General features: G+C 67.3%; 18 protein-coding genes and 1 pseudogene. 5 read left to right on the top strand and 14 right to left on the bottom strand.

Going from position 1 to position 18449, the window contains the following annotated elements; translation table 11 throughout:
• Positions 1-27: 27 nt before the first annotated feature.
• Positions 28-2001 (bottom strand): annotated as a pseudogene (locus EDF31_RS20240) (acyltransferase family protein); the annotation flags it as partial.
• 328 nt (positions 2002-2329) lie between these two features.
• Here EDF31_RS20240 and EDF31_RS02840 point away from each other — a divergent pair.
• Positions 2330-2716, top strand: a complete 387-nt coding sequence (locus EDF31_RS02840) for a metalloregulator ArsR/SmtB family transcription factor (RefSeq protein WP_123937975.1) — start codon at positions 2330-2332, stop codon at positions 2714-2716.
• Complete coding sequence (locus EDF31_RS02835; protein WP_123937977.1) at positions 2713-4728, top strand: cation-translocating P-type ATPase; 2016 nt, start codon at positions 2713-2715, stop codon at positions 4726-4728. Before EDF31_RS02840 ends, EDF31_RS02835 begins: the two co-directional genes overlap by 4 nt.
• A gap of 534 nt (positions 4729-5262) precedes the next feature.
• Here EDF31_RS02835 and EDF31_RS02830 read toward each other — a convergent pair.
• The 10 genes from EDF31_RS02830 to EDF31_RS02785 form a co-directional block, all read right to left on the bottom strand.
• Positions 5263-5901, bottom strand: a complete 639-nt coding sequence (locus EDF31_RS02830) for a cation transporter (protein WP_079238224.1) — start codon at positions 5899-5901, stop codon at positions 5263-5265.
• Positions 5898-6245 carry a metalloregulator ArsR/SmtB family transcription factor gene (locus tag EDF31_RS02825; RefSeq protein ID WP_079238223.1) on the bottom strand — a complete coding sequence of 116 codons (348 nt, stop codon included), beginning with the start codon at positions 6243-6245 and terminating at the stop codon, positions 5898-5900. Before EDF31_RS02825 ends, EDF31_RS02830 begins: the two co-directional genes overlap by 4 nt.
• A 131-nt stretch (positions 6246-6376) precedes the next feature.
• Complete coding sequence (locus EDF31_RS02820) at positions 6377-7114, bottom strand: cytochrome c biogenesis CcdA family protein (RefSeq protein ID WP_099051938.1); 738 nt, start codon at positions 7112-7114, stop codon at positions 6377-6379.
• Positions 7111-7599: a signal peptidase II gene (locus tag EDF31_RS02815; RefSeq protein ID WP_165903540.1), complete on the bottom strand. Its 489-nt coding sequence runs from the start codon at positions 7597-7599 to the stop codon at positions 7111-7113. Before EDF31_RS02815 ends, EDF31_RS02820 begins: the two co-directional genes overlap by 4 nt.
• A 23-nt stretch (positions 7600-7622) precedes the next feature.
• A complete protein-coding gene (locus tag EDF31_RS02810) occupies positions 7623-8237 on the bottom strand; it encodes a cadmium resistance transporter (protein ID WP_079238222.1) in 615 nt (204 codons plus the stop codon).
• 198 nt (positions 8238-8435) lie between these two features.
• Entirely contained in the window at positions 8436-9242 is an 807-nt protein-coding gene (locus tag EDF31_RS02805) for a M23 family metallopeptidase (protein WP_123937981.1), read from the bottom strand.
• A 269-nt stretch (positions 9243-9511) separates the two neighbouring features.
• Entirely contained in the window at positions 9512-10117 is a 606-nt protein-coding gene (locus tag EDF31_RS02800) for a DUF305 domain-containing protein (RefSeq protein ID WP_079238220.1), read from the bottom strand.
• Positions 10118-10220: 103 nt separating this feature from the next.
• A complete protein-coding gene (locus tag EDF31_RS02795) occupies positions 10221-10664 on the bottom strand; it encodes a hypothetical protein (RefSeq protein ID WP_096897504.1) in 444 nt (147 codons plus the stop codon).
• A gap of 95 nt (positions 10665-10759) precedes the next feature.
• Positions 10760-11074, bottom strand: coding sequence for a metal-sensitive transcriptional regulator (locus EDF31_RS02790; RefSeq protein ID WP_079238218.1), 315 nt, complete (start codon positions 11072-11074; stop codon positions 10760-10762).
• 38 nt (positions 11075-11112) lie between these two features.
• A complete protein-coding gene (locus EDF31_RS02785) occupies positions 11113-11790 on the bottom strand; it encodes a hypothetical protein (protein ID WP_123937983.1) in 678 nt (225 codons plus the stop codon).
• A gap of 92 nt (positions 11791-11882) precedes the next feature.
• Between EDF31_RS02785 and EDF31_RS02780 the strand changes: the two genes are divergently transcribed.
• Genes EDF31_RS02780 through EDF31_RS02770 form a run of 3 tightly spaced genes read left to right on the top strand, consistent with a single transcriptional unit; the run spans position 11883 to position 14849 of the window.
• Complete coding sequence (locus EDF31_RS02780; RefSeq protein WP_243648838.1) at positions 11883-12140, top strand: heavy metal-associated domain-containing protein; 258 nt, start codon at positions 11883-11885, stop codon at positions 12138-12140.
• Positions 12137-14338, top strand: coding sequence for a heavy metal translocating P-type ATPase (locus EDF31_RS02775; protein ID WP_123937985.1), 2202 nt, complete (start codon positions 12137-12139; stop codon positions 14336-14338). The genes EDF31_RS02780 and EDF31_RS02775 overlap by 4 nt, the downstream gene beginning before the upstream one ends.
• A 7-nt stretch (positions 14339-14345) precedes the next feature.
• Positions 14346-14849: a DUF4396 domain-containing protein gene (locus EDF31_RS02770; protein ID WP_185094187.1), complete on the top strand. Its 504-nt coding sequence runs from the start codon at positions 14346-14348 to the stop codon at positions 14847-14849.
• Positions 14850-15197: 348 nt separating this feature from the next.
• Here the strand turns inward: EDF31_RS02770 and EDF31_RS02765 are convergent, their stop codons facing one another.
• From EDF31_RS02765 to EDF31_RS02755, 3 genes are read right to left on the bottom strand one after another with little or no spacing between them, the layout of a single operon-like run.
• The gene (locus EDF31_RS02765; protein ID WP_123293741.1) at positions 15198-16010 is read right to left on the bottom strand and encodes an AAA family ATPase; all 813 of its coding nucleotides are present in this window, start codon (positions 16008-16010) and stop codon (positions 15198-15200) included.
• On the bottom strand, positions 16010-17404 hold the full coding sequence (locus tag EDF31_RS02760) for a Mu transposase C-terminal domain-containing protein (RefSeq protein ID WP_131845088.1): 1395 nt from the start codon (positions 17402-17404) through the stop codon (positions 16010-16012). The genes EDF31_RS02765 and EDF31_RS02760 overlap by 1 nt, the downstream gene beginning before the upstream one ends.
• A 5-nt stretch (positions 17405-17409) precedes the next feature.
• Positions 17410-18012 (bottom strand): recombinase family protein, encoded by a 603-nt coding sequence (locus EDF31_RS02755; RefSeq protein ID WP_123293853.1) that lies wholly within the window; start codon positions 18010-18012, stop codon positions 17410-17412.
• Positions 18013-18449 lie beyond the last annotated feature (437 nt).

The following is an 18449-nucleotide window of genomic DNA, read 5'->3' as shown; positions in this document are numbered from 1 at the left end:
GGTGCGCTGCAGGGGACGAGTGAGAGTGTTCGCGTAGGTGCGGGTGATGTGCTGCGAGTCCCGATACACAAGCACGTTCCCAACCACCGCAGGACACCACCCAGCACGACAGAACGACGACGTCAGATCCAGCACCTGTGCACCGCGGATGCGCTGCGCCGCAACAGCGAGGTAGTCCTTCGCCGCGAACGCTCGTCCTGTGCTCAATCGACAGCGGGAGACAGCACCCGGATTCACGTCGAGGCAACGTTGCACACCGGTCCCAGCTGCGGGGGTGTCCCGAATCGCAAGGACAGTGGCCCCTCGGGTAATCACCGGATCCCATGACGCGCGGTAGCCGCGCTGCGCCGCCCGATCATGGTCAGCTCCCACCGGTCGTCCGCGGAGGTCCGCACGAGCGGCCGTGAAGACCAGCGTGTAGGGGGCTTCGGCTTCCAACGAGCGGTCGACGTCGTCGTTCCAGATGGCGCATCGACGTTGATTCGTGTCCGACACGTCCGACCATCGCACGCGTGAGAAGTCGCACCCGCCCTTGACATAGAGGTGCAGCTCCCAGCCTCGTGCGCGAGCAATTTGTATCAACACCGACGACCACTGGTGCGCGTGGGAATCCCCAATCAACGCCACCCGAGTGCCCCCTCGCACCCCGACCACGCAGCTGCGCGCTGCGGTCGTCTGCGCCTGGCACTTGTCCCAGGTCGGGTCGATGTCGTACGCCGCGGTCAAGGTCGCCGGGGTGAATGGTTGTCGCGGATCACCGCTGAGCCGGCAGGAACGGTTCCACGCAGCAGCAGCACCGAAGCAGCCGTCCCCGCGCAACATGGACACGACATCCCGGTCCCGACGCTCCTGACTCTGCAGTGCCGCCCAGCCCGCGGTCGGGACGATCAGCAACACCACCATCAGACCTGCCGCGCCGGCGAGAACAGTGGCTGGACGGTACCGTGAGAGCAAGCCGGAACGAACGCGCTTCTCGATCAAGACGTGTGTCAACTGGGCGAGGATCAGCGCGAACACGACAGTGGCGACGATTCGAACCGGCGGTGGTAGTTCAACAAGTCGCGGGAGCAACAGCGCGACCGGCCAGTGCCACAAGTACAACGGGTACGAGATGGCGCCAAGCCAGAGCACCGGACTCCAACGCAGCATCACCCCGATCACCCCGCCCTCGGCGCCTGCGGCGATGATCAGAGTGGTCGCCGTGACGGGGATCGCTGCAGCAATGCCTGGGTACGGCACCCTTGCCGAGAGTGCGACGCCGGCACCAATCAGGCCCATCCAACCGAACAGAGCAGTTCCAAACCGCAGCCGCGCAGGAACCGAGAACCGTCGCCCGGGGTTTGGCCCAAGCAACGCCAGTAATGCACCGACGCCGAACTCCCATGCGCGCGTATGCGGCCAGAAGTACGCAGCTGCGGGGTCTGAGACCGTCAACCAGATGGAACTGACGACTGAGGCTCCGGTCACTGCCCCCACGACCCAGCGCAACGCCGATTTTCGTGGAACGTACTTCCACACCACCAGGAGCAGGACCGGCCAGCCGATGTAGAACTGCTCCTCGACGCTGAGTGACCAGAAATGCTCAAACGGAGTGGACGGTGTGCCAGCCGCAAGGTAGTCAGTCCTCGACGCGGCAAGCGCCCAATTCTCGACGTAGGCCACACTCGCGGCGAACTGCCCCCCAACCTTCGGCCAGTCTTCCTTCGGATACAACACCGCTGCGGCGATTCCAACGGTGACGAGGACGGCCAGCGCCGAAGGCGCCAATCGGCGAACACGGCGAGCCCAGAACCTCGGGAGGTCTATCCGCCCCTGAGACTGGAGCTCTCGAGCGAGCTGGGTGGTGATGAGGTACCCGGAGACGACGAAAAAGGCATCCACTCCCACAAAGCCGCCACGGAACCAGCCGAAATCCACGTGATACAGCACCACAAGCGCCACGGCGACAGCCCGGATCGCGTGCACGTCGGCTCGGAACGAGCCATACTCCCGAGGCAGCATCGTCCGCGACGCTAGCTACCCCGGGTGAACTCGAAACGACGAGCGCTTGTCGGCCCGGTTCGGCGCCCCAGCTACTGAACGTTTAGCTGATGCGGCGAGGACCATCGCTGCGATTCCGAGCGGCGCGCAGAACACCGCCTCTCGCGTCGTGCACACCGTCAAGCTGCACCGTCGCGGAGGCCGATGGTGCAAGCGCAGGCTTAACCAGTGTGATTGAAACTTGGATCGACGTGGCGCCCAGATGCACGCGGTTGAAACCCGGGGCCCGCGCTAAGCGGCGGGACCTGGTCAACTGGCGATTGGTCATCATGCGCTGTATGGTCATCGCATGCTGACACTTGCTTCGCGGCTTGACGTGATGAACCGGCTCGGCCGGGCGATGGCGGATGAGACCCGTTCTCGGATCCTGTTGAGCTTGCTGGACGAGCCGGGGTACCCGGCCCGGCTGGCTGACGAGCTGACGCTCACGCGGACCAACGTGTCGAACCACCTCGCGTGCCTGCGCGGATGCGGCATCGTCGTCGCGACCCCGGAGGGCCGCCGCACCCGCTACGAAATCGCGGACCCGCACATTACGAAGGCGTTGGAAGCGCTCGTCGAGGTGGTCCTCGCTGTCGATGACGGCGTCGACTGTGCCGACCCCGCATGCGACGTGCCGTTGTGCTGCGACACGACGACGTCCAGTGTCCTGCAGGATATGAAGGCGATCCGATGAGCCGCGAATGCTGCGGGCCGGAGGAGGGGCAGGAACGCCAGCCGCTTGCCGTGCAGGTGCGTCGGCCAGAAAGCGAGCTGAGCCTGCAAGTGACCGGCACCGACTCACACGGCCACGCCGACGATGACTGCTGCAATCACGACGCCGCGGCATCGGAGCACGACGACGACGGACTCGTCCCCGTCTGGCGCGATCGGGCGCTACTGTTCCCGGCCCTCGCCGGCGTGTTCCTGCTGATCGGCTATGGGCTCGACTGGAGCGGTTTCACCGTCGCGGGCACCATCGTGCACGGCGCCGCGCTGCTCGCCGGAGCGTGGACGTTCGTCCCCGGCGCGATCCGTCGGGTACTCCGGGGCCGACTGGGCGTGGGTCTGCTGATGACGATCGCCGCGATCGGCGCGGTTCTGCTCGGCAAGGTCGCAGAAGCAGCCGCGCTGGCGTTCCTGTTCTCAATTGCTGAAGCTCTCGAGGACCGGGCGATGGACCGCGCACGGCAAGGCCTCCGCGCCCTGCTGGACCTGATCCCCAACACCGCCCGCGTCTCTCGACTCTCAGGAGAGGTTGAGATCCCGGCGCAGGAGATCCGAGCGTTGGACCTGCTGGTGGTGCGCCCCGGGGAACGGGTCGCCACAGACGGCATCGTCACCGCTGGTCGGAGCAGCCTCGACACGTCCGCAGTGACCGGCGAGTCCATCCCTGTCGAAGTGGGTCCCGGCGACTCGGTCCCGGCCGGATCGGTCAACGGGCAGGGCGCCTTGCAGATCGAGGCATCAGCGGATGGCCACGACAACTCCCTGACAACCATCGTGCGACTCGTCGAAGATGCACAATCCCGGAAGGGTGAACGCGCCCGTCTTGCGGACCGCATCGCCCGCCCCCTTGTCCCGGTCGTACTCATCGTCGCGGCGCTCGTCGTCGTGTTCGGGTTCATCGTCGGTGACCCGGCGACGTGGACCGAGCGCGCACTCGTTGTCCTTGTCGCAGCATCCCCGTGCGCACTCGCAATCGCCGTGCCCGTCACAGTGATCTCCGCGATCGGGTCGGCGAGCAAGTTCGGCGTCATCATCAAGTCCGGAGCGGCATTCGAGCAGCTCGGCGCCGTCACCGCGGTCGCGTTCGACAAGACGGGCACGCTGACCCGCAACGCCCCCGAAGTCGTCGACGTCGTCACCGCCCCCGGTCACGACCGCCAGGACATCCTCACGGCAGCAGCTGCACTCGAACGACACAGCACCCACCCGCTCGCAGCAGCGATCTCCAACGCCGTGGACCAGCCGCCGGCAGCATTCGACGTCACGGAAGAACCCGGCCGCGGTCTCACCGGAGAGGTCCACGGGCGACGAGTCCGAGTCGGCAGCACGCGCTGGCTGCAAGCCGGAACACTCCAGGCAGACATCGACCGGCTCGAGCGCAACGGTGAAACCGTCGTGGTGGTCGAAATCGACGGCGTCATCACCGGCGTCGTCGGCGTCCGCGACGAGCTGCGCGACGAAGCCGCCGAAACCATCACAGCACTGCACGAAGCGGGCATCCGCACCCTCATGCTGACCGGCGACAATCAACGCACCGCCACCACGCTCGCCGCCCGCGCTGGGATCCACGACGTCCGCGCCGAACAGCTCCCACAGGACAAAGCATCCGCGGTCAACGAACTCCGACGCAACGGTACCGTGGCGATGATCGGCGACGGCGTGAACGACGCGCCCGCCCTCGCGTCCGCAGACGTCGGCATCGCGATGGGCGCCACCGGTGCCGCTGCAGCCGTCGAATCCGCCGACGTCGCATTCACCGGCACCGACCTGCGCGCCATCCCGGCAGCGCTCCTGCACGCACGCCGGGGACGTCGCATCATGACCAGCAACATCGGACTCTCCCTCGCGATCATCGTCGTCCTGTTCCCGCTCGCCCTGGCCGGAGCGCTCGGCCTGGCTGGTGTCGTCCTTGTTCACGAGCTCGCCGAGGTGGTCGTCATCGCCAACGGAGTTCGCGCTGCACGACGACCACGCGCGTGATCCGCTCCAGATCCCGGACCGGGTCACCGTAACCGTGCTGCCGTCGGAGCGGGAGTGAGCATGCAACAGGCTGCCCCTGACAGACAAATACTTGCCGCGGCTCCTGCTCCGCAGCACCCACTAGGTAGAACGCTGACCTACTTCAGTGGATAGCAGCCCCATCGGCAACATCAGCCCGCGTCGCCAGGCACGGCGTGAGGGCGATCATGCCGGCCGCGAGCGGTGAACCATGTCCCGTCCGAGACTGAAGGCAATGCTTGGGTTGAAGACGAGCCCGTCCGTCCGAGGTGACGCCGGGTTAGCTGTTGCGTCCAGCAGCTGAAAGGGCGGGGGTTGGTGAGGCCCCCGCCCTTCTTCTCGCGGCTCTGATCGCAACGCGAGGCAGCCCCAGTTTGCTCATCTGCAGCTGTGCGCGTTGCGGTGGTGTTCTGCATCCCGTTGGTCCGCTCTTCGCCCCGCGAGGCACAGAGTGTGAGCAGCTTCGCTTTGTGTCAGCTTTTGAGCGGTGTTCGGTGTCGCTATGAAGCGGTCGTTTCAGTCGTCATCGTCGTCTTCCACGAGTTCGCCTTCCCACGCTTCGCGTCCTTCGTGGATGGCGAAGAGGGCGATGACGAATCCTGCGACGGGGTCGAGCCAGGCTGCGCCGGTGAGGGTGTAGAGGAGGAGTCCGATGAGGGTCGCGACGCTGAGGAGGACACAGATTCGAGTTTCTGCCGCGTCGGCGAGGATGAGCGGGTCGTCGAGCTTCTTGCCGACTCGGGTCTTGAGTGCGGCGAGGACCGGCATGACGATGATCGAGAGGACCAGCAGCACGATGCTGACCGGGGAGGTCTCCGGTGTTTCGTGGGTGATCAGGCTGCGGATGCCATCGATCACGACGTAGGCGGCGAGGAGGAAGAACGTCACGGCGACGAACTTCAACGTGCGTCGCTCCTTACCCTCGTCCGCTTCGCCGTGGCGGAGCCTGGCGGCGAGGCGGATGCCCACCAGCACGGCGACGATCGATTCGATTCCGGAGTCGATACCGAACCCGATGACGGAAACGAGTCCCGCGGCGATCCCAGCCGTGATGGCGACGATTCCTTCGAGGACGTTGTATGCGACGGTGAACTGCGCGAGGCGGAGCCCTCGTCGGGTGAGCTGCTCCGTTTCGGTTTCGGTGAGCGTGCTCATTCGCCAGCCCTCGCGTCCGAGCCATAGGTGCCGCAGAGATCGACTTGGTAGCCGGTGGCCTGCAGCAGTGTCTCCGCGGACTCGAGGAGGTCCATCAACTCCGGACGGGCGAGGCTGTAGAACACTTGCCGGCCCTGCGCCCGCCCCTCCACGAGTGCGCAGTCGCGAAGGCACGCGACGTGCTCGGAGAGGGTCGATTGGGCAAGACCGAGCTCCGCGACGAGGTCGCTCACGCGAGCTTCCCCGTGGCGGAGTCGGCGCAGGATGCGCAGCCGGGTCGGGTCTGCGAGAGAGTGGAACAGCGATACCGCGGCAAGATCGCCCCGCGCTTCTACGATCGGCATATGCCGATGATATCGGCGTAGCGCGGTTCGTGCGTTCAAGGTCGGCCATTGGTTCTGGGGCGGTGCTTGCTCGATCGTGACCATGGGGATGCCGCCGTCGACCATGCGTTGCAGCGGGCTGCACCTGGGTGTTAGAGGAGCGTGACGTACTGGCCGATGTGTGCGCCGACCGTGTACATCAGCGATGACCACAGTCCGGTGACCATGAGGACACCGATGAGGATCAGCGTGCCACCACCGATCAGGTTCACGGTCCGTAGGTGCCGTTTAACGCGGCTGATCGCGGTGGTGGCCCAGGTGGTTCCAAGGGCGAGGAGGAGGAAGGGGATGCCGAGTCCGAGGCAGTAGGCGATGCCGAGCAGGACGCCGTTCCAGGTGCTCGCGGCTTGCAGGCTCAGCAGGTTGATCGCGGTGAGGGTCGGGCCAAGGCAGGGGGTCCAGCCGAGCCCGAACACGATCCCGAGCAGGGGTGCGCCGGCGATGCCGGTGGCCGGTTTCCATCGTGGTTTGAGGGTGCGCTGCAGGATCCCGAAGCGGCCGATGAACACGAGTCCCATGATGATGACGAAGCCGCCGAGGATCTGCGTGAGCAGGTCGCGCCAGCGGATCAGCCAGAAGCCGGCGGCGCCGAATGCGGCGGCGTAGGCGACGAAGATGACGGTGAAGCCGAGGATGAACAGGAGCACGCCCAGGGTGAGCGTGCTGCGGCGGCGTTGCTCTGCGACACCGCCGATGAAGCCGAGGTACCCGGGGACGAGTGGGAGGACGCATGGTGAGAGGAAGGACACCAGCCCGGCCAGGAGTGCGACCGGCACGGCGATCAGGAGCTGTCCGCTGAGGATCGCTTCCGCGAAGGGGTTCCCGTTCACGCTGATCGCTCCGTGGGCGCGGGCTCGTCCTTGTGCCTGCCCGGCATCAGGAAGCGGATCGCGAATCCGGCGATCCCCAGGGTGGCGAAGATGTCGGCGACGTTGAAGATGGCGAACCAGTCGATGTTGATGAAGTCGACGACTTCGCCGGTGAGTGGCCCGGACTCGGCGCGGGTGATGCGGTCCCAGAGGTTGCCTGCGGCGCCGCCGACGGCGACGCTCATCAGCCCAGTGGCGAGCATGTCGGCGCCGCGCACGGCGCGCACGACTGCCCACGTTGCCAGGCACAACGTCAGGGCGATGATGCCGAGTGCGAGCGGCGGCCCCATCTCGCTGCCGAGGCTGAAAGCGACGCCTGGGTTGAACACGAGCTGGAGGGTCGCACCCGGAGCCAGCTCAATTGTGCGCGACGGGCCGAGGCCGGACAGTGCCCACGCTTTGGTGAGCTGGTCGATGGTGAGCGCGGCCGCGGCGATCAGCAGCACCACGACCACTCGGATGCTTGCTCTCACGAGAGCACGTCGATGAGGCGCACGATCACGCCGGACTCGATCAGGATGTAGAGGCCCAGGCCCGTGAACACGGCGGGCACGAGCCAGTGCTCGATCTTCTCGAGGGCTTCCGTGACGGTCTTGTTCGTCCCCACGAAGCGAGCCACGAGGCACCACACCGCGACGAGCACGAGGAACACCGCAATCGTGACCACGGTGTCCGGGATCGGGGTCGTCCGGAACACCGGCGTGTAGAGGGAGATGTTGTCGGCGCCGTTGGCGATGGTGATCCCGGCGACTCCGAGGACCCCGCCGGCGCGCACTGCCGAGTCGTCGTCATCGTCGTCGTCATCACCGCGTCGTCGCAGAGCACGGACCAACCCCACCAGACCAATACCCAGGGGGATGAGCCCCAGCAGTCCCACCCACTTGTCCGGAACGATGGTGAGCCCCGCAGCAGTGAGGACACTGATCGCGACGAGGGCGATGAAGCCGGCGTACTGACCGACGACGACCTTCCACCCCGGCAACGTTCCACGCGTCGATGCAAGGAACAGAACCGTCAGGACCACGACGTCATCGATGTTGGTGGCAGCAAAGAGACCCACCGCCGCCGCAATCGTGCCGATCATCGGTTCGACTCAACAAGCGGCGGCCGAGACACGGGAACCATCATCCGGCAAGTGATCGTCATACGCCGATCATATCGGTATCGACCGATGATCGGCGACGTGCAGCCGGCCGGCTCTCCACAACGCTGCCGCCGGCCCGGAGGCGATCGTCGGCGCGCGATCGGATGGTTGCCGCGGAGCGGGCTGAGTGGGCGCCGCTCACAAGGTGCGCCCGGCATTCGTTGTAAGCCAGGCAATGGGGTCGATTGGGGTGCTGCTGCCGAGCATGACCTGCAGGTGCAGGTGGGCGCCGGTGCTGGCGCCGGTGTTGCCGACGAGGCCGACGAGCTGCCCGACGGCGACGCTCTGCCCGGCATGCAGCGGTGACGAGCCGAAGATCATGTGCGCGTAGAGGGTGGAGATGGTCTGACCGTCGATCTGATGGTCGATGATGACGTACTGGCCGTACTCCGGGTGGGTGCCCGAGATTCGGACGGTGCCGGCGGCGACGGCGCCGATGGGGGTGCCGGCGCCGGGGGTGATGTCGGCGCCCTGGTGGATCGACGAGCACGCCGCGCACGGGGCGAGGCGGGGGCCGAACGGGGAGCTGACCCGGATGCTGCCGGCGACGGGCCAGCGGATATCGCCGGCGCCGGTGTTCACGATCGTCCCGGTGGGCGCGACTGCAGCCGTGCTACCTGCCGCTGCTGTGGCGCTGTTCGTGGTGCTGGTGGTCGTCTTGGTGATCACGGGCTTCACGGCGGGCTTGGTGACGGTGTAGCCGTCCCGGTCAACGGTCACGGTCAGCCCGGTCGCGGTGAAGCTCTGCCCGGTAGCGGACGGGGTGCCGCCGGGCACGGTGACGGCGGGGCCGGTAGATGCCTGCGCGGGAAGCGCCGCGGCGGTGAACAGCGCCATCGCCGCAGCAGCACCGGTCAGCGGAATCGCCGCCAGCGCCCGGGATCGGAACGTCCGCGTCGGAGCCGGCGCGGCCACCGTCACGGCGGGCAGCGGCGGCCGACTCACGACAGCGGGGGTCCGGCGGATGCGGGGCGTCCGCGGAGCGGGGGGTGTGGCGCGTTCTGCGGCGAGGGCTTCGCGGCGCGTCAGCGGCGTTGCAGTGGGGGTGTGGGGGTGCTGCTGGGGCACAGGCAGGCTCCAAGAAAGACGGCGGACGGGGATGAGCACGTCAGAAGAAACAGGGCCGCTCGGCGGGGTGCTCGAGCGGGAGAGGGGGAAAGCCGGTCGCGGATCGCGGCAGGGAGGGGGGACACCGCCGCGACCCACGGCCGGGGTCACATCGACGCGAGCATGTCCTTCATCTGGCTGATCTGCTCGGTCTGGCTCGACACGATCGACTTCGCCATCGCGACCGCGTCGGTGTTCTTGCCCTTATCGACTTCGGTCTTCGCCATGTCGACAGCGCTGGTGTGGTGCTCGACCATCTGCTGCAGGAACAGCTTCCCGGCGTCCGCCGGGGAGGCACTGTCGAGGGCGTTCATATCGGCGTCGGACATCATCCCGCCCGACATGGAGGAGTGATCCATCCCGGACATGCTCGACATCTCCGTGGGCTCGCCCCAGGCCTTCAACCAGCCGGTCATCGTCTTGATCTCCGGTGCCTGCTCGGCCTTGATTTGCTTCGCGAGCGTGACGACGTCGGGGTCCACGTCGGAGCCCTTGGCGAGGAGCATGTCGCTCATCTCGATGGCCTGCTTGTGGTGCGGCAGCATCCCCTGCGTGAACGTCACGTCCTGGTCATTGTGCGTCGACGAGGACGACGAGGACGACGAGGAGGAGTTGTCCGAGGAGCCGGCGTTGTTGGTGGAGCATCCGGCGAGGGTGAGGCCGATGGTGAGGGCGGCGGTGGCCGCGAGGGTGCGCGTGATGGTGGTGTTCATGGATCCGTTCCCGTGATGCGTCAGGTGTTCCGGGCAGGCGAATACCTGCCCGTGTTCTGGGCATGCGAGAGCTTCCGAAGGGAGCGCTCCCGCCGGGGATGGATCAGATACGGATGATCTGCAGCGCCGTCAGTGATGGCGGCTTGGGTGCCGCGACGCGGCGTGCGACACGGTCCCCGAGGGCGAGGAGGCGTGCGAGGACGTAGAGGACCCCGCCGTTCCGGGTGCGCAGAAGCGCCCACGCGAAGAGGGCGATCGTCAGCGCGCAGGCCATCCCCATCAGGGAGCACATCAGCGCGCACAGGCCGCCATCGCAGCCAGCATCACTGAGCACGCTCACCACCGCGCCAGCCGGCGCGGCAGCGTGCTCGGCTGCGTCGCTGTGGGTGTGCTCGGCCGTCATGGCGGTCATGGCGTGCTCGCCGGTGGTCGCGTGGCCGAGCATGCTGTGCATCAGGACCGTGAACCCGACCAGCAGCAGCAACGCCAGCACCGCCGTGGCCTGCAGCAGCAGGCGGCGGCGCGTGGTGTTCGCGGTGGTGAGCATGCGGATCCGTACTGATGACTGGTCGGGGTGCGGGTTCTATGGTGCAGGACGAGCGCTGAGAGGACAACCGCCCCGTCTGGCGGGCGGAGAGCTGGTTAGGCGCGCACGAGGCGGGCGATCGCGTCGGAGGCTTCCTTCAGCTTCACCGCCGCCTCGTCGCCGCCTTCGGCGACGGCGTCGGTGACGCAGTGCGCGAGGTGGTCATCCAGCAGGCCGAGCGCGACGGATTGCAGCGCCTTCGTCATCGCGGACACCTGGGTGAGGATGTCGATGCAGTACTGCTCCTCATCGACCATCCGCTGCAGGCCGCGGGCTTGCCCCTCGATGCGGCGCAACCGTTTGAGGTAGTCCTCCTTCGCGGTGATGTACCCGTGGTGGTGCTCTGCTGCGGGCGCGGTGGTGTCGGTCATGGACGCTCCTCGGGGTTCACCGATTACGGTAGCGGCGCTCATGCCGCCGTCGACCAATCGAACGGGGTCGGCGCGATCGGCGTACCGGACCCACGGGTGATGACGATGGCGATGTCCTGCTGGTCCTGCAGTTCCAGATCCGGCAGCGGCGTGGTGGTGCGGGTGCCGTTGACGAACACGGCGACGTGCCGGTCGTTCTTCCCGTCGACGTACCCGCCGACCTGCCCGTCTCGCAAGGTCACGTCCCACTCGGTAAAGAGCTGTCCGAGGGTGAACGGCTGCACCTTCGCGGACTCGACGTGCACGATGCCGGAGGTGTCGTGGGTGTGGAGTGCAGACATGCCGCCCCGCTGCACGTCGACGCCGATGTTCGCCGGCACCGCCACCGGCTCCCCGTCCACGGACACGGACAGATGCTGATGGGTGTGCAGCGCCGCACCTTCCATCCCCGCCACCTCGAGCCCGGCAGCCTTCGCCCGCGCCGCCGCATCCGCGGGGGCCGGCCACGGCGGTGCCGCCGTCGCTCCGGACGCTGTTGGCGCCGTGTCGTTGCCACGGTTCAGCGCGGCGACCGTGATCGTGGTGACCGCGGCGAGGACGACGACCACGGCGGCGCCCAGCAGCCACCACCGGCGGGTGCGACTGCGCTGCTGTTCCGCTCTGCGGTCAGCGGCTTTCCGCCGCGCCTCTTCGCGCCGATCAGTTCTGCTCGCCATCACGTCCTCTTTCCGGATGCCGGTTCGGCGGATTGGGAACACATCCGCCCGACCGGCGTTACACTCGCTACGGTACCCCCCTAGGGTACCTGATGAACGTGAACGACGAAGGGATCACCACGATGAGCGAGCAGCTGACGAACACGTACGCCATCACGGGCATGACGTGCGGGCACTGCGTGATGAGTGTCAACGAGGAACTCGCCGCCGTGCCGGACGTCACGGACGTGACGATCGACCTCAACGTCGGCGGTGTCTCCACCGCTCGGGTGACCAGCACCCGCAACCTGCCGCAGGAGGAAGTCTCCGCCGCTGTGGAGGAGGCCGGCTACACGTTGGTCGCATCATGACCACGACCAGCACCCCGCCGGTTGAGCTGACCATCGAGGGGATGACCTGCGCGTCGTGCGCGAACCGGATCGAGCGGAAGCTGAACAAGCTGCCCGGCGTGACCGCGAGCGTGAACTACGCCACCGAAAGCGCCTCCGTCACGCTCCCCGCGGACCTCGCTGTCGACGACGCGATCCGGACCATTGAAGCGGCCGGGTACGGCGCGCACCTGCCCGAACCGGCCGGCGCGGACACCGACGAGCTCGCGCCGCTGCGTCGGCGCCTGATCGTGTCCACGGTGCTCGCCGTCCCGGTGGTGGCGCTGTCGATGGTCCCGGTCCTGCAGTTCCCGGGATGGCAGTGGGCCGTTCTGGTGCTGGCGCTGCCGGTCGCTGTGTGGGGTGCGTGGCCGTTCCATCGTGCTGCCGCGATCAACGCCCGGCATGGGGCCGCGACGATGGACACCCTCGTCAGCGTCGGCGTCGCCGCCGCGACCGTGTGGTCCGTCTGGGCGCTGGTGTTCGGCGGCGCCGGGCACATCGGGATGCAGATGGCGTTCTCCTGGTTCCCGCACCCGGGCGCGGCTCCGGAGCCGTACTTCGAAGTCGCCGCCGCGGTGACGGTGTTCCTCCTCGCCGGCCGGTACTTCGAGGCCCGCGCGAAGGACCGCTCCGGCGCCGCCCTGCAGGCGCTCCTCGCCTTGGGTGCACCGACTGCGCGGGTGCTCCGAGACGGTGTCGAAACCGAGGTGCCGACCGCAGCACTACAGGTCGGGGACCGGTTCGTGGTCCGTCCCGGTGAACGCATCGCCACCGACGGAACCATCACCGATGGCACGAGCGCGATCGACACCAGCGTGATGACCGGTGAAGCGGTCCCCGTCGAGGCCGGCCCCGGCGACACCGTCACCGGTGCGACCGTGAACGTCGGCGGCCGACTCATCGTCGAAGCCACCCGCGTCGGCCACGACACGGAGCTTGCCCGCATCGGCCGGCTCGTCGTGTCCGCGCAGACCGGCAAGGCCGAGGTGCAGCGCCTCGCCGACCGGGTCTCCGCCGTGTTCGTCCCAATCGTCATGGGCCTGGCGGTGCTGACCCTCATCGGGTGGCTGCTGCTCACCGGCGACGTGCAAGCCGCGTTCACCGCCGCCGTTGCGACCCTGGTGATCGCCTGCCCCTGCGCCCTGGGGCTGGCAACTCCCACCGCGCTGCTCGTCGGCACCGGACGTGGCTCCCAGCTCGGGATCCTCATCCGCGGACCCCAGGTCCTCGAGGCCACCCGCCGGATCGACACCGTCGTGCTCGACAAGACCGGCACCGTCACCACCGGCAAGATGAGCGTCCACCAGGTGACCGCCGTCGGTGGGGAAACCGACACCCGGGTGCTCGCCCTCGCCGCCGCCGCGGAAGCAGGATCCGAACACCCGATCGCCCGCGCCATCACCGCAGCCGCCACCGACCACCCCACCGCGGAATCGTTCCAGTCCACCGCCGGGCTCGGCGTCCAAGCCGTCGTCGACGGCACCCTCGTGCTCGTCGGCCGACCCGCGTGGTTGACCGACCAGTGGGCCATCACCATCCCCGAAGCGGTCACGGACGCGGTCCGGACCGCAGAGCGGGGCGGCGCGACCGCGGTCGTTGTCGCATGGGACGGCGCAGCCCGCGGCGTCATCAGCGTCGCGGACACCATCGCGCCGACCAGCCCGGACGCGATCCGACGCCTCCACGACATGGGGCTGCGCACGATCATGCTCACCGGCGACGCTAAAGACGTCGCCCGGACGGTCGCCGCCGAGGTCGGCATCGACGACGTCGAAGCCGAGGTACGCCCCGAAGACAAGTACCGGACCGTCATCCGGCTGCAGCAGCAGGGCCGGTCCGTGGCGATGATCGGCGACGGCGTCAACGACGCCGCCGCTCTCGCCGCCGCGGATCTCGGGATCGCGATGGGTAGCGGCACCGACGCGGCCATGGAAGCCGCCGACATCACCCTCATCCGAGCGGACCTGAGCGCCGCGGCGGACGCGATCGCGCTCGCCCGCCGCACCCTCGGCACGATCAAGGTGAACCTGTTCTGGGCCTTCGCCTACAACGTCGCCGCGATCCCGCTCGCGATGGCCGGCCTGCTGAACCCGATGATCGCCGGCGCCGCAATGGCGCTGTCCTCGGTCTTCGTCGTCAGCAACAGCCTCCGCCTCCGCACCTTCCACACCCGATAGGAGCGACATGGACACCCACGAACACCACAGCATGACCGACCACGACAACCACCAGAACCATGGCGGCGGTCACGCGACGACGACGTGGACGATGGCCGCACAAGCGACCCTGCACTGCCTCACCGGCTGCGCGATCGGTGAAGTCCTCGGCATGGTCATCGGCACCGCGACCGGCCTGCACAACACCGGCACGATCATCCTGTCGATCGTGCTGGCGTTCATCTTCGGCTACGCCCTCACCATGCGCGGCGTCGTCCGGTCCGGGCTGAGCTTCTCCGCCGCGTTCAAGGTCGCCCTTGCCGCAGACACCGTGTCAATCGCCGTGATGGAGATCATCGACAACACCGTCATCGTCGCGGTTCCCGGCGCCATGGACGCGCAGCTGAACGACTGGCTGTTCTGGGGCTCCCTCGCGTTCTCCCTGGTGATCGCGTTCATCGTGACCACCCCGGTGAACCGGTGGATGATCAGCCGCGGCCTCGGGCACGCCGTCGTTCACGGCCACCACTGATCCAAGTGACTGGCCCTCGCGGCCGCCGGAGTGCAGAGGCCCCCTCAAGCTCCAGGGGGCGGCACATCTGGCGGGTGCGACGTACTTGCTGCATGCCCGCCAGATGTGTCAGAATCGTCCTGCGTTCATAGTGCGCGCCAACAGCCGGCCTTCGGGTCGGTTTTTTTGTGCCCGAAACGCTCTACCCGCGAAGGCCCAGCGGCGGCGATCGCTTGCGGCGAGATGCAGGCCTCTCCCCGCCCCTCGATGAAAGGGCGGGGGATGGTGAGGCCCCCGCCCTTCTTCTCGCGGCTGATCGTGTGAGCGGCAGCGCCTCATGGCCCGGTTCGGGCATCGTTCTTTGGCTTGTTAGCTGACGCCAATGACAAGAGTGCTGCGGGCGGCTTCGATGACGTCGTTGGTGATGACGTCGAGTTCGTTGATGCGGAGCACGCGTTGGATCTGCGGGAGGAGTCGTTCAAGGAGGCGGAAGTTACCGCGGGTGATCCGTTCGATGGCGGCGACGGCTTGGGCGTCGGTGAAGTCGTCAGGGTCGAGGGTGTGGCCGAGCTTTCGCCACTGGCGTTCGAGGACGAACAGCAGCTCGTCGTGGCCGAGTGGGCGGTACTGGTGTGCGAAGCCGAGACGGCTGTAGAGCTGCGGGTAGTGCGCGAATTGCTTCTCGATGCCGGGCATCCCGATCAAGATCAGCGCTGTGCCTGTGCGGTCGTACTGATCGCGGAGCCACTCGATCGCGGTGGCGGTAAGCCGTTCCGCTTCGTCGACGATGACGAGCTCGAGCTGGGACGGTGGTTGACCGTGGCGGTAGCTGACGGTGTGACCGATGAGTCGGAGGTGTTCCTCGACGAGGATGTTCGTGTGGCGTAGGTCGTAGTCGAGCTGGTCGCGAAGGGACCGCAGGGAAGCAGCGACCTGCGGCGTGTAGAAGACGGTGCGCGCTCGGTGGGCAGCGGCGTAGACCTTGAGGTCGCTTTCGGATCGAGGACCCCATTGCTTGATGAAGGGTCCGATGAGGTCCCAGTGTGCGTAGCGGCGGGCCGAGAGCGTCTTGCCGACGCCGGCGGCGCCGAAACAGATTCCGATGGTCTGTTGCTTGCGAACGGCGTCGGCGAACTCCGTGAATCGACGGTGTTCCTTGGTGACGACGAACTGGTTGGGCATCACTGGTCCTCCTCGTAGGTACGGAGCCTCCGTCGGCGCTGCTGAGATACGGGCTCGGACGGTGGCTCCTGCGCTGGCGGATGTTCGACGACAGCGATGCGTTCTTGGATCTGTCCGCGGAGCGCTCGGCGGTGCGCGTTTCTCGCGGCCTGGATCTGTTTGAGGGAGACGGTTTCGCTCTGGTGTTCCGGGTTGACTGCGGTGCAGAGGTAGATGTTGCGGTGGAACACGCGGATCTCGGTGATGTCTCGTGGGTCGTAGCGGATCGTCACTGTCGCCCCGACGAACGGTGCCAGTGTTGGTGACGTGTAGCGAAGGCCCTGGAAGCGGATGCCGTCGCGTTGCACGATCCGGGACGCCGGCACGGTCAGGAGAAATCCGTCGAGCTGTTCGAGGGAGTCGGGCATGCGGGCCAGCCAGCCGCCAGCGATCCATGCGTCCACCGGGGACTGTTTCGTTTCCCGGTGAATGCGAGTGTTGTAGCGGCCGATGAACGCCACGACAGCCGCCTCGAGGCCAGCGAGGTCGAGGACTGGTGACGGAGCGGGCGTCTTCGTCGTCAGGTGGCCGGGCAGGCCGGTGAGCAGTTCCGTGTTGACGGTGCCAAAGAACCGCTCAATCTTTCCGCGGCCTTGCGGTCGACCGACTGCGGAGTGCACGATCCGAAGGTGCAGTGATCCGGCGGTTGCACTGAGTCGGTGGCTGGTGAAGTCGGACCCGTGGTCGACGTAGAGCACGTTGGGGATGCCGCAGATGGGCCAATCGGGTTGGACCTTGTGCCAGATCGCCTGCCGGAGAGCGAGCGCGGTGTTCGCCGCCGATGGCGCACCGAGGAACACCAGATACCCGCACACCGCTCGGGAGTAGTCGTCGAGGATGACGGTCAGCCAAGGACGAGCCGGCCTCCCGTCCGGGCCGACAATCAGGATGTCGAGCATCGTGTGATCGGCCTGCCAGACCGCGTTCGGCTGGTCCGCTCGACGCCGGAGGAGCAGCTCGTGTTTATCCCGGTACGATGCAGGCCCGTCGAGCGCCAGGGTCACCATCCCTGGGTCGAGAGCGCGCACGATGTTCTGCACGGTCGAGTACGACGGTGCATCGGCGTCGCGGCCAGCGCAGCGCTCGACCAGGCGCCGGTGGATGGTGGCGATCGAAGGTCGTGGCCGGGTCAGGGCCAGTGCCTCAACCAGAGCCACGAGATCCGGCGATGTGCGCCTGACCCCACGATCCAGGCGAACACTGTCGGAGAGCGCGTCGTAGCCGCCTGTTCGGTAGCGGGCGAGCCACCGCGTCAGGGTCCGACGCGGCACACCCGTTGTGCGGACGAGCTCGGCAAGCGGAATCGCGTCATCGACATGCAGTCGAAGGATTCGCCACCGCTCGTCCGCGTCCACGGTCGCTACATCGACGGGGAGGGCTTGGTGCGTCGAGCGGTCATGACCTCGGTGTGCTTCGCGAGCGTGCGGTAAATGGTCGTCCTGCTGACTCCGAGGACGTCTCCGATCTGCGCGACGGTCATGTCCTGCTGCTCGTACAACCGGCGCGCCGTTCGGACTTGGTCAGAGGACAGCCGCGGTGGACGCCCGCCGGTGCGGCCACGGGCGCGAGCCGCAGCAAGGCCGGCGTTGGTGCGCTCCTTGATGAGGTCCCGTTCGAACTCCGCCAGGGCCGCGAACACGTGGAAGACGAGGCGGCCGCCGGGCGAGGTGGTGTCAATGGTCTCCTGCAGCGACCGGAATCCGACACCACGGTCCGCGAGGCCGTGCAGCTGGTCGATGAGGTGCCGGATCGAGCGCCCGAGTCGGTCGAGACGCCAGACGACGAGTGTGTCGCCGGGGCGGATCTGGTCGAGGAGCTTGTCGAGTTCTGGTCGGTGCTCGAGTGACCCAGACATGGTGTCGACGAATACGCGGAAGCAGCCGGCAGCGTTCAGCGCATCGACCTGCAATGACGCGTCCTGGTCGGTGGTGGATACACGCGCGTACCCGAGGAGGTGCCCCATGAAGAGAACGTAGCGAAACTCGACCAGGAGGGGTAGAGGCGACACGTAGATTCCGGGACTGAGTTCCGCTACAAGACACGCCGTCTCGCATATTGCCGGAGCGTCGGTTCGGACAGTTGTAGCGGAATGGTTCGTTATCGGCACATAGCTAGATCCGGGCTTTGCAGGGAGCCGCTGCGGGTGGTGCTCTCAACGATGGCGTCCGTTTGCCGGTGACGGGTGTGGCGTTGCCAGGACGGGGATGACGCGGGCGCAAGCGTGGAGGGTGAGGTGTCGCATGACGCTGTCGATGGCCATACCGCCGCTGGCGACCACGGCGCGGAGTTCGGGGAGCATCTCGAGCAGTCCGGCAAGTGAGCGACGGCCGCGCCCGATGTCGTCGGGTCGGACGGGAATCGGTGGTTCCCGCGAGGTGAGGGTTAGGCGCAGGATCTGGC

This window comes from Curtobacterium sp. PhB142 (genome assembly GCF_004341255.1).
Taxonomy (GTDB): domain Bacteria; phylum Actinomycetota; class Actinomycetes; order Actinomycetales; family Microbacteriaceae; genus Curtobacterium.
The sequence above is the reverse complement of the archived record's forward strand: the minus strand, read 5'-3'. Positions and strand labels throughout refer to the sequence as shown.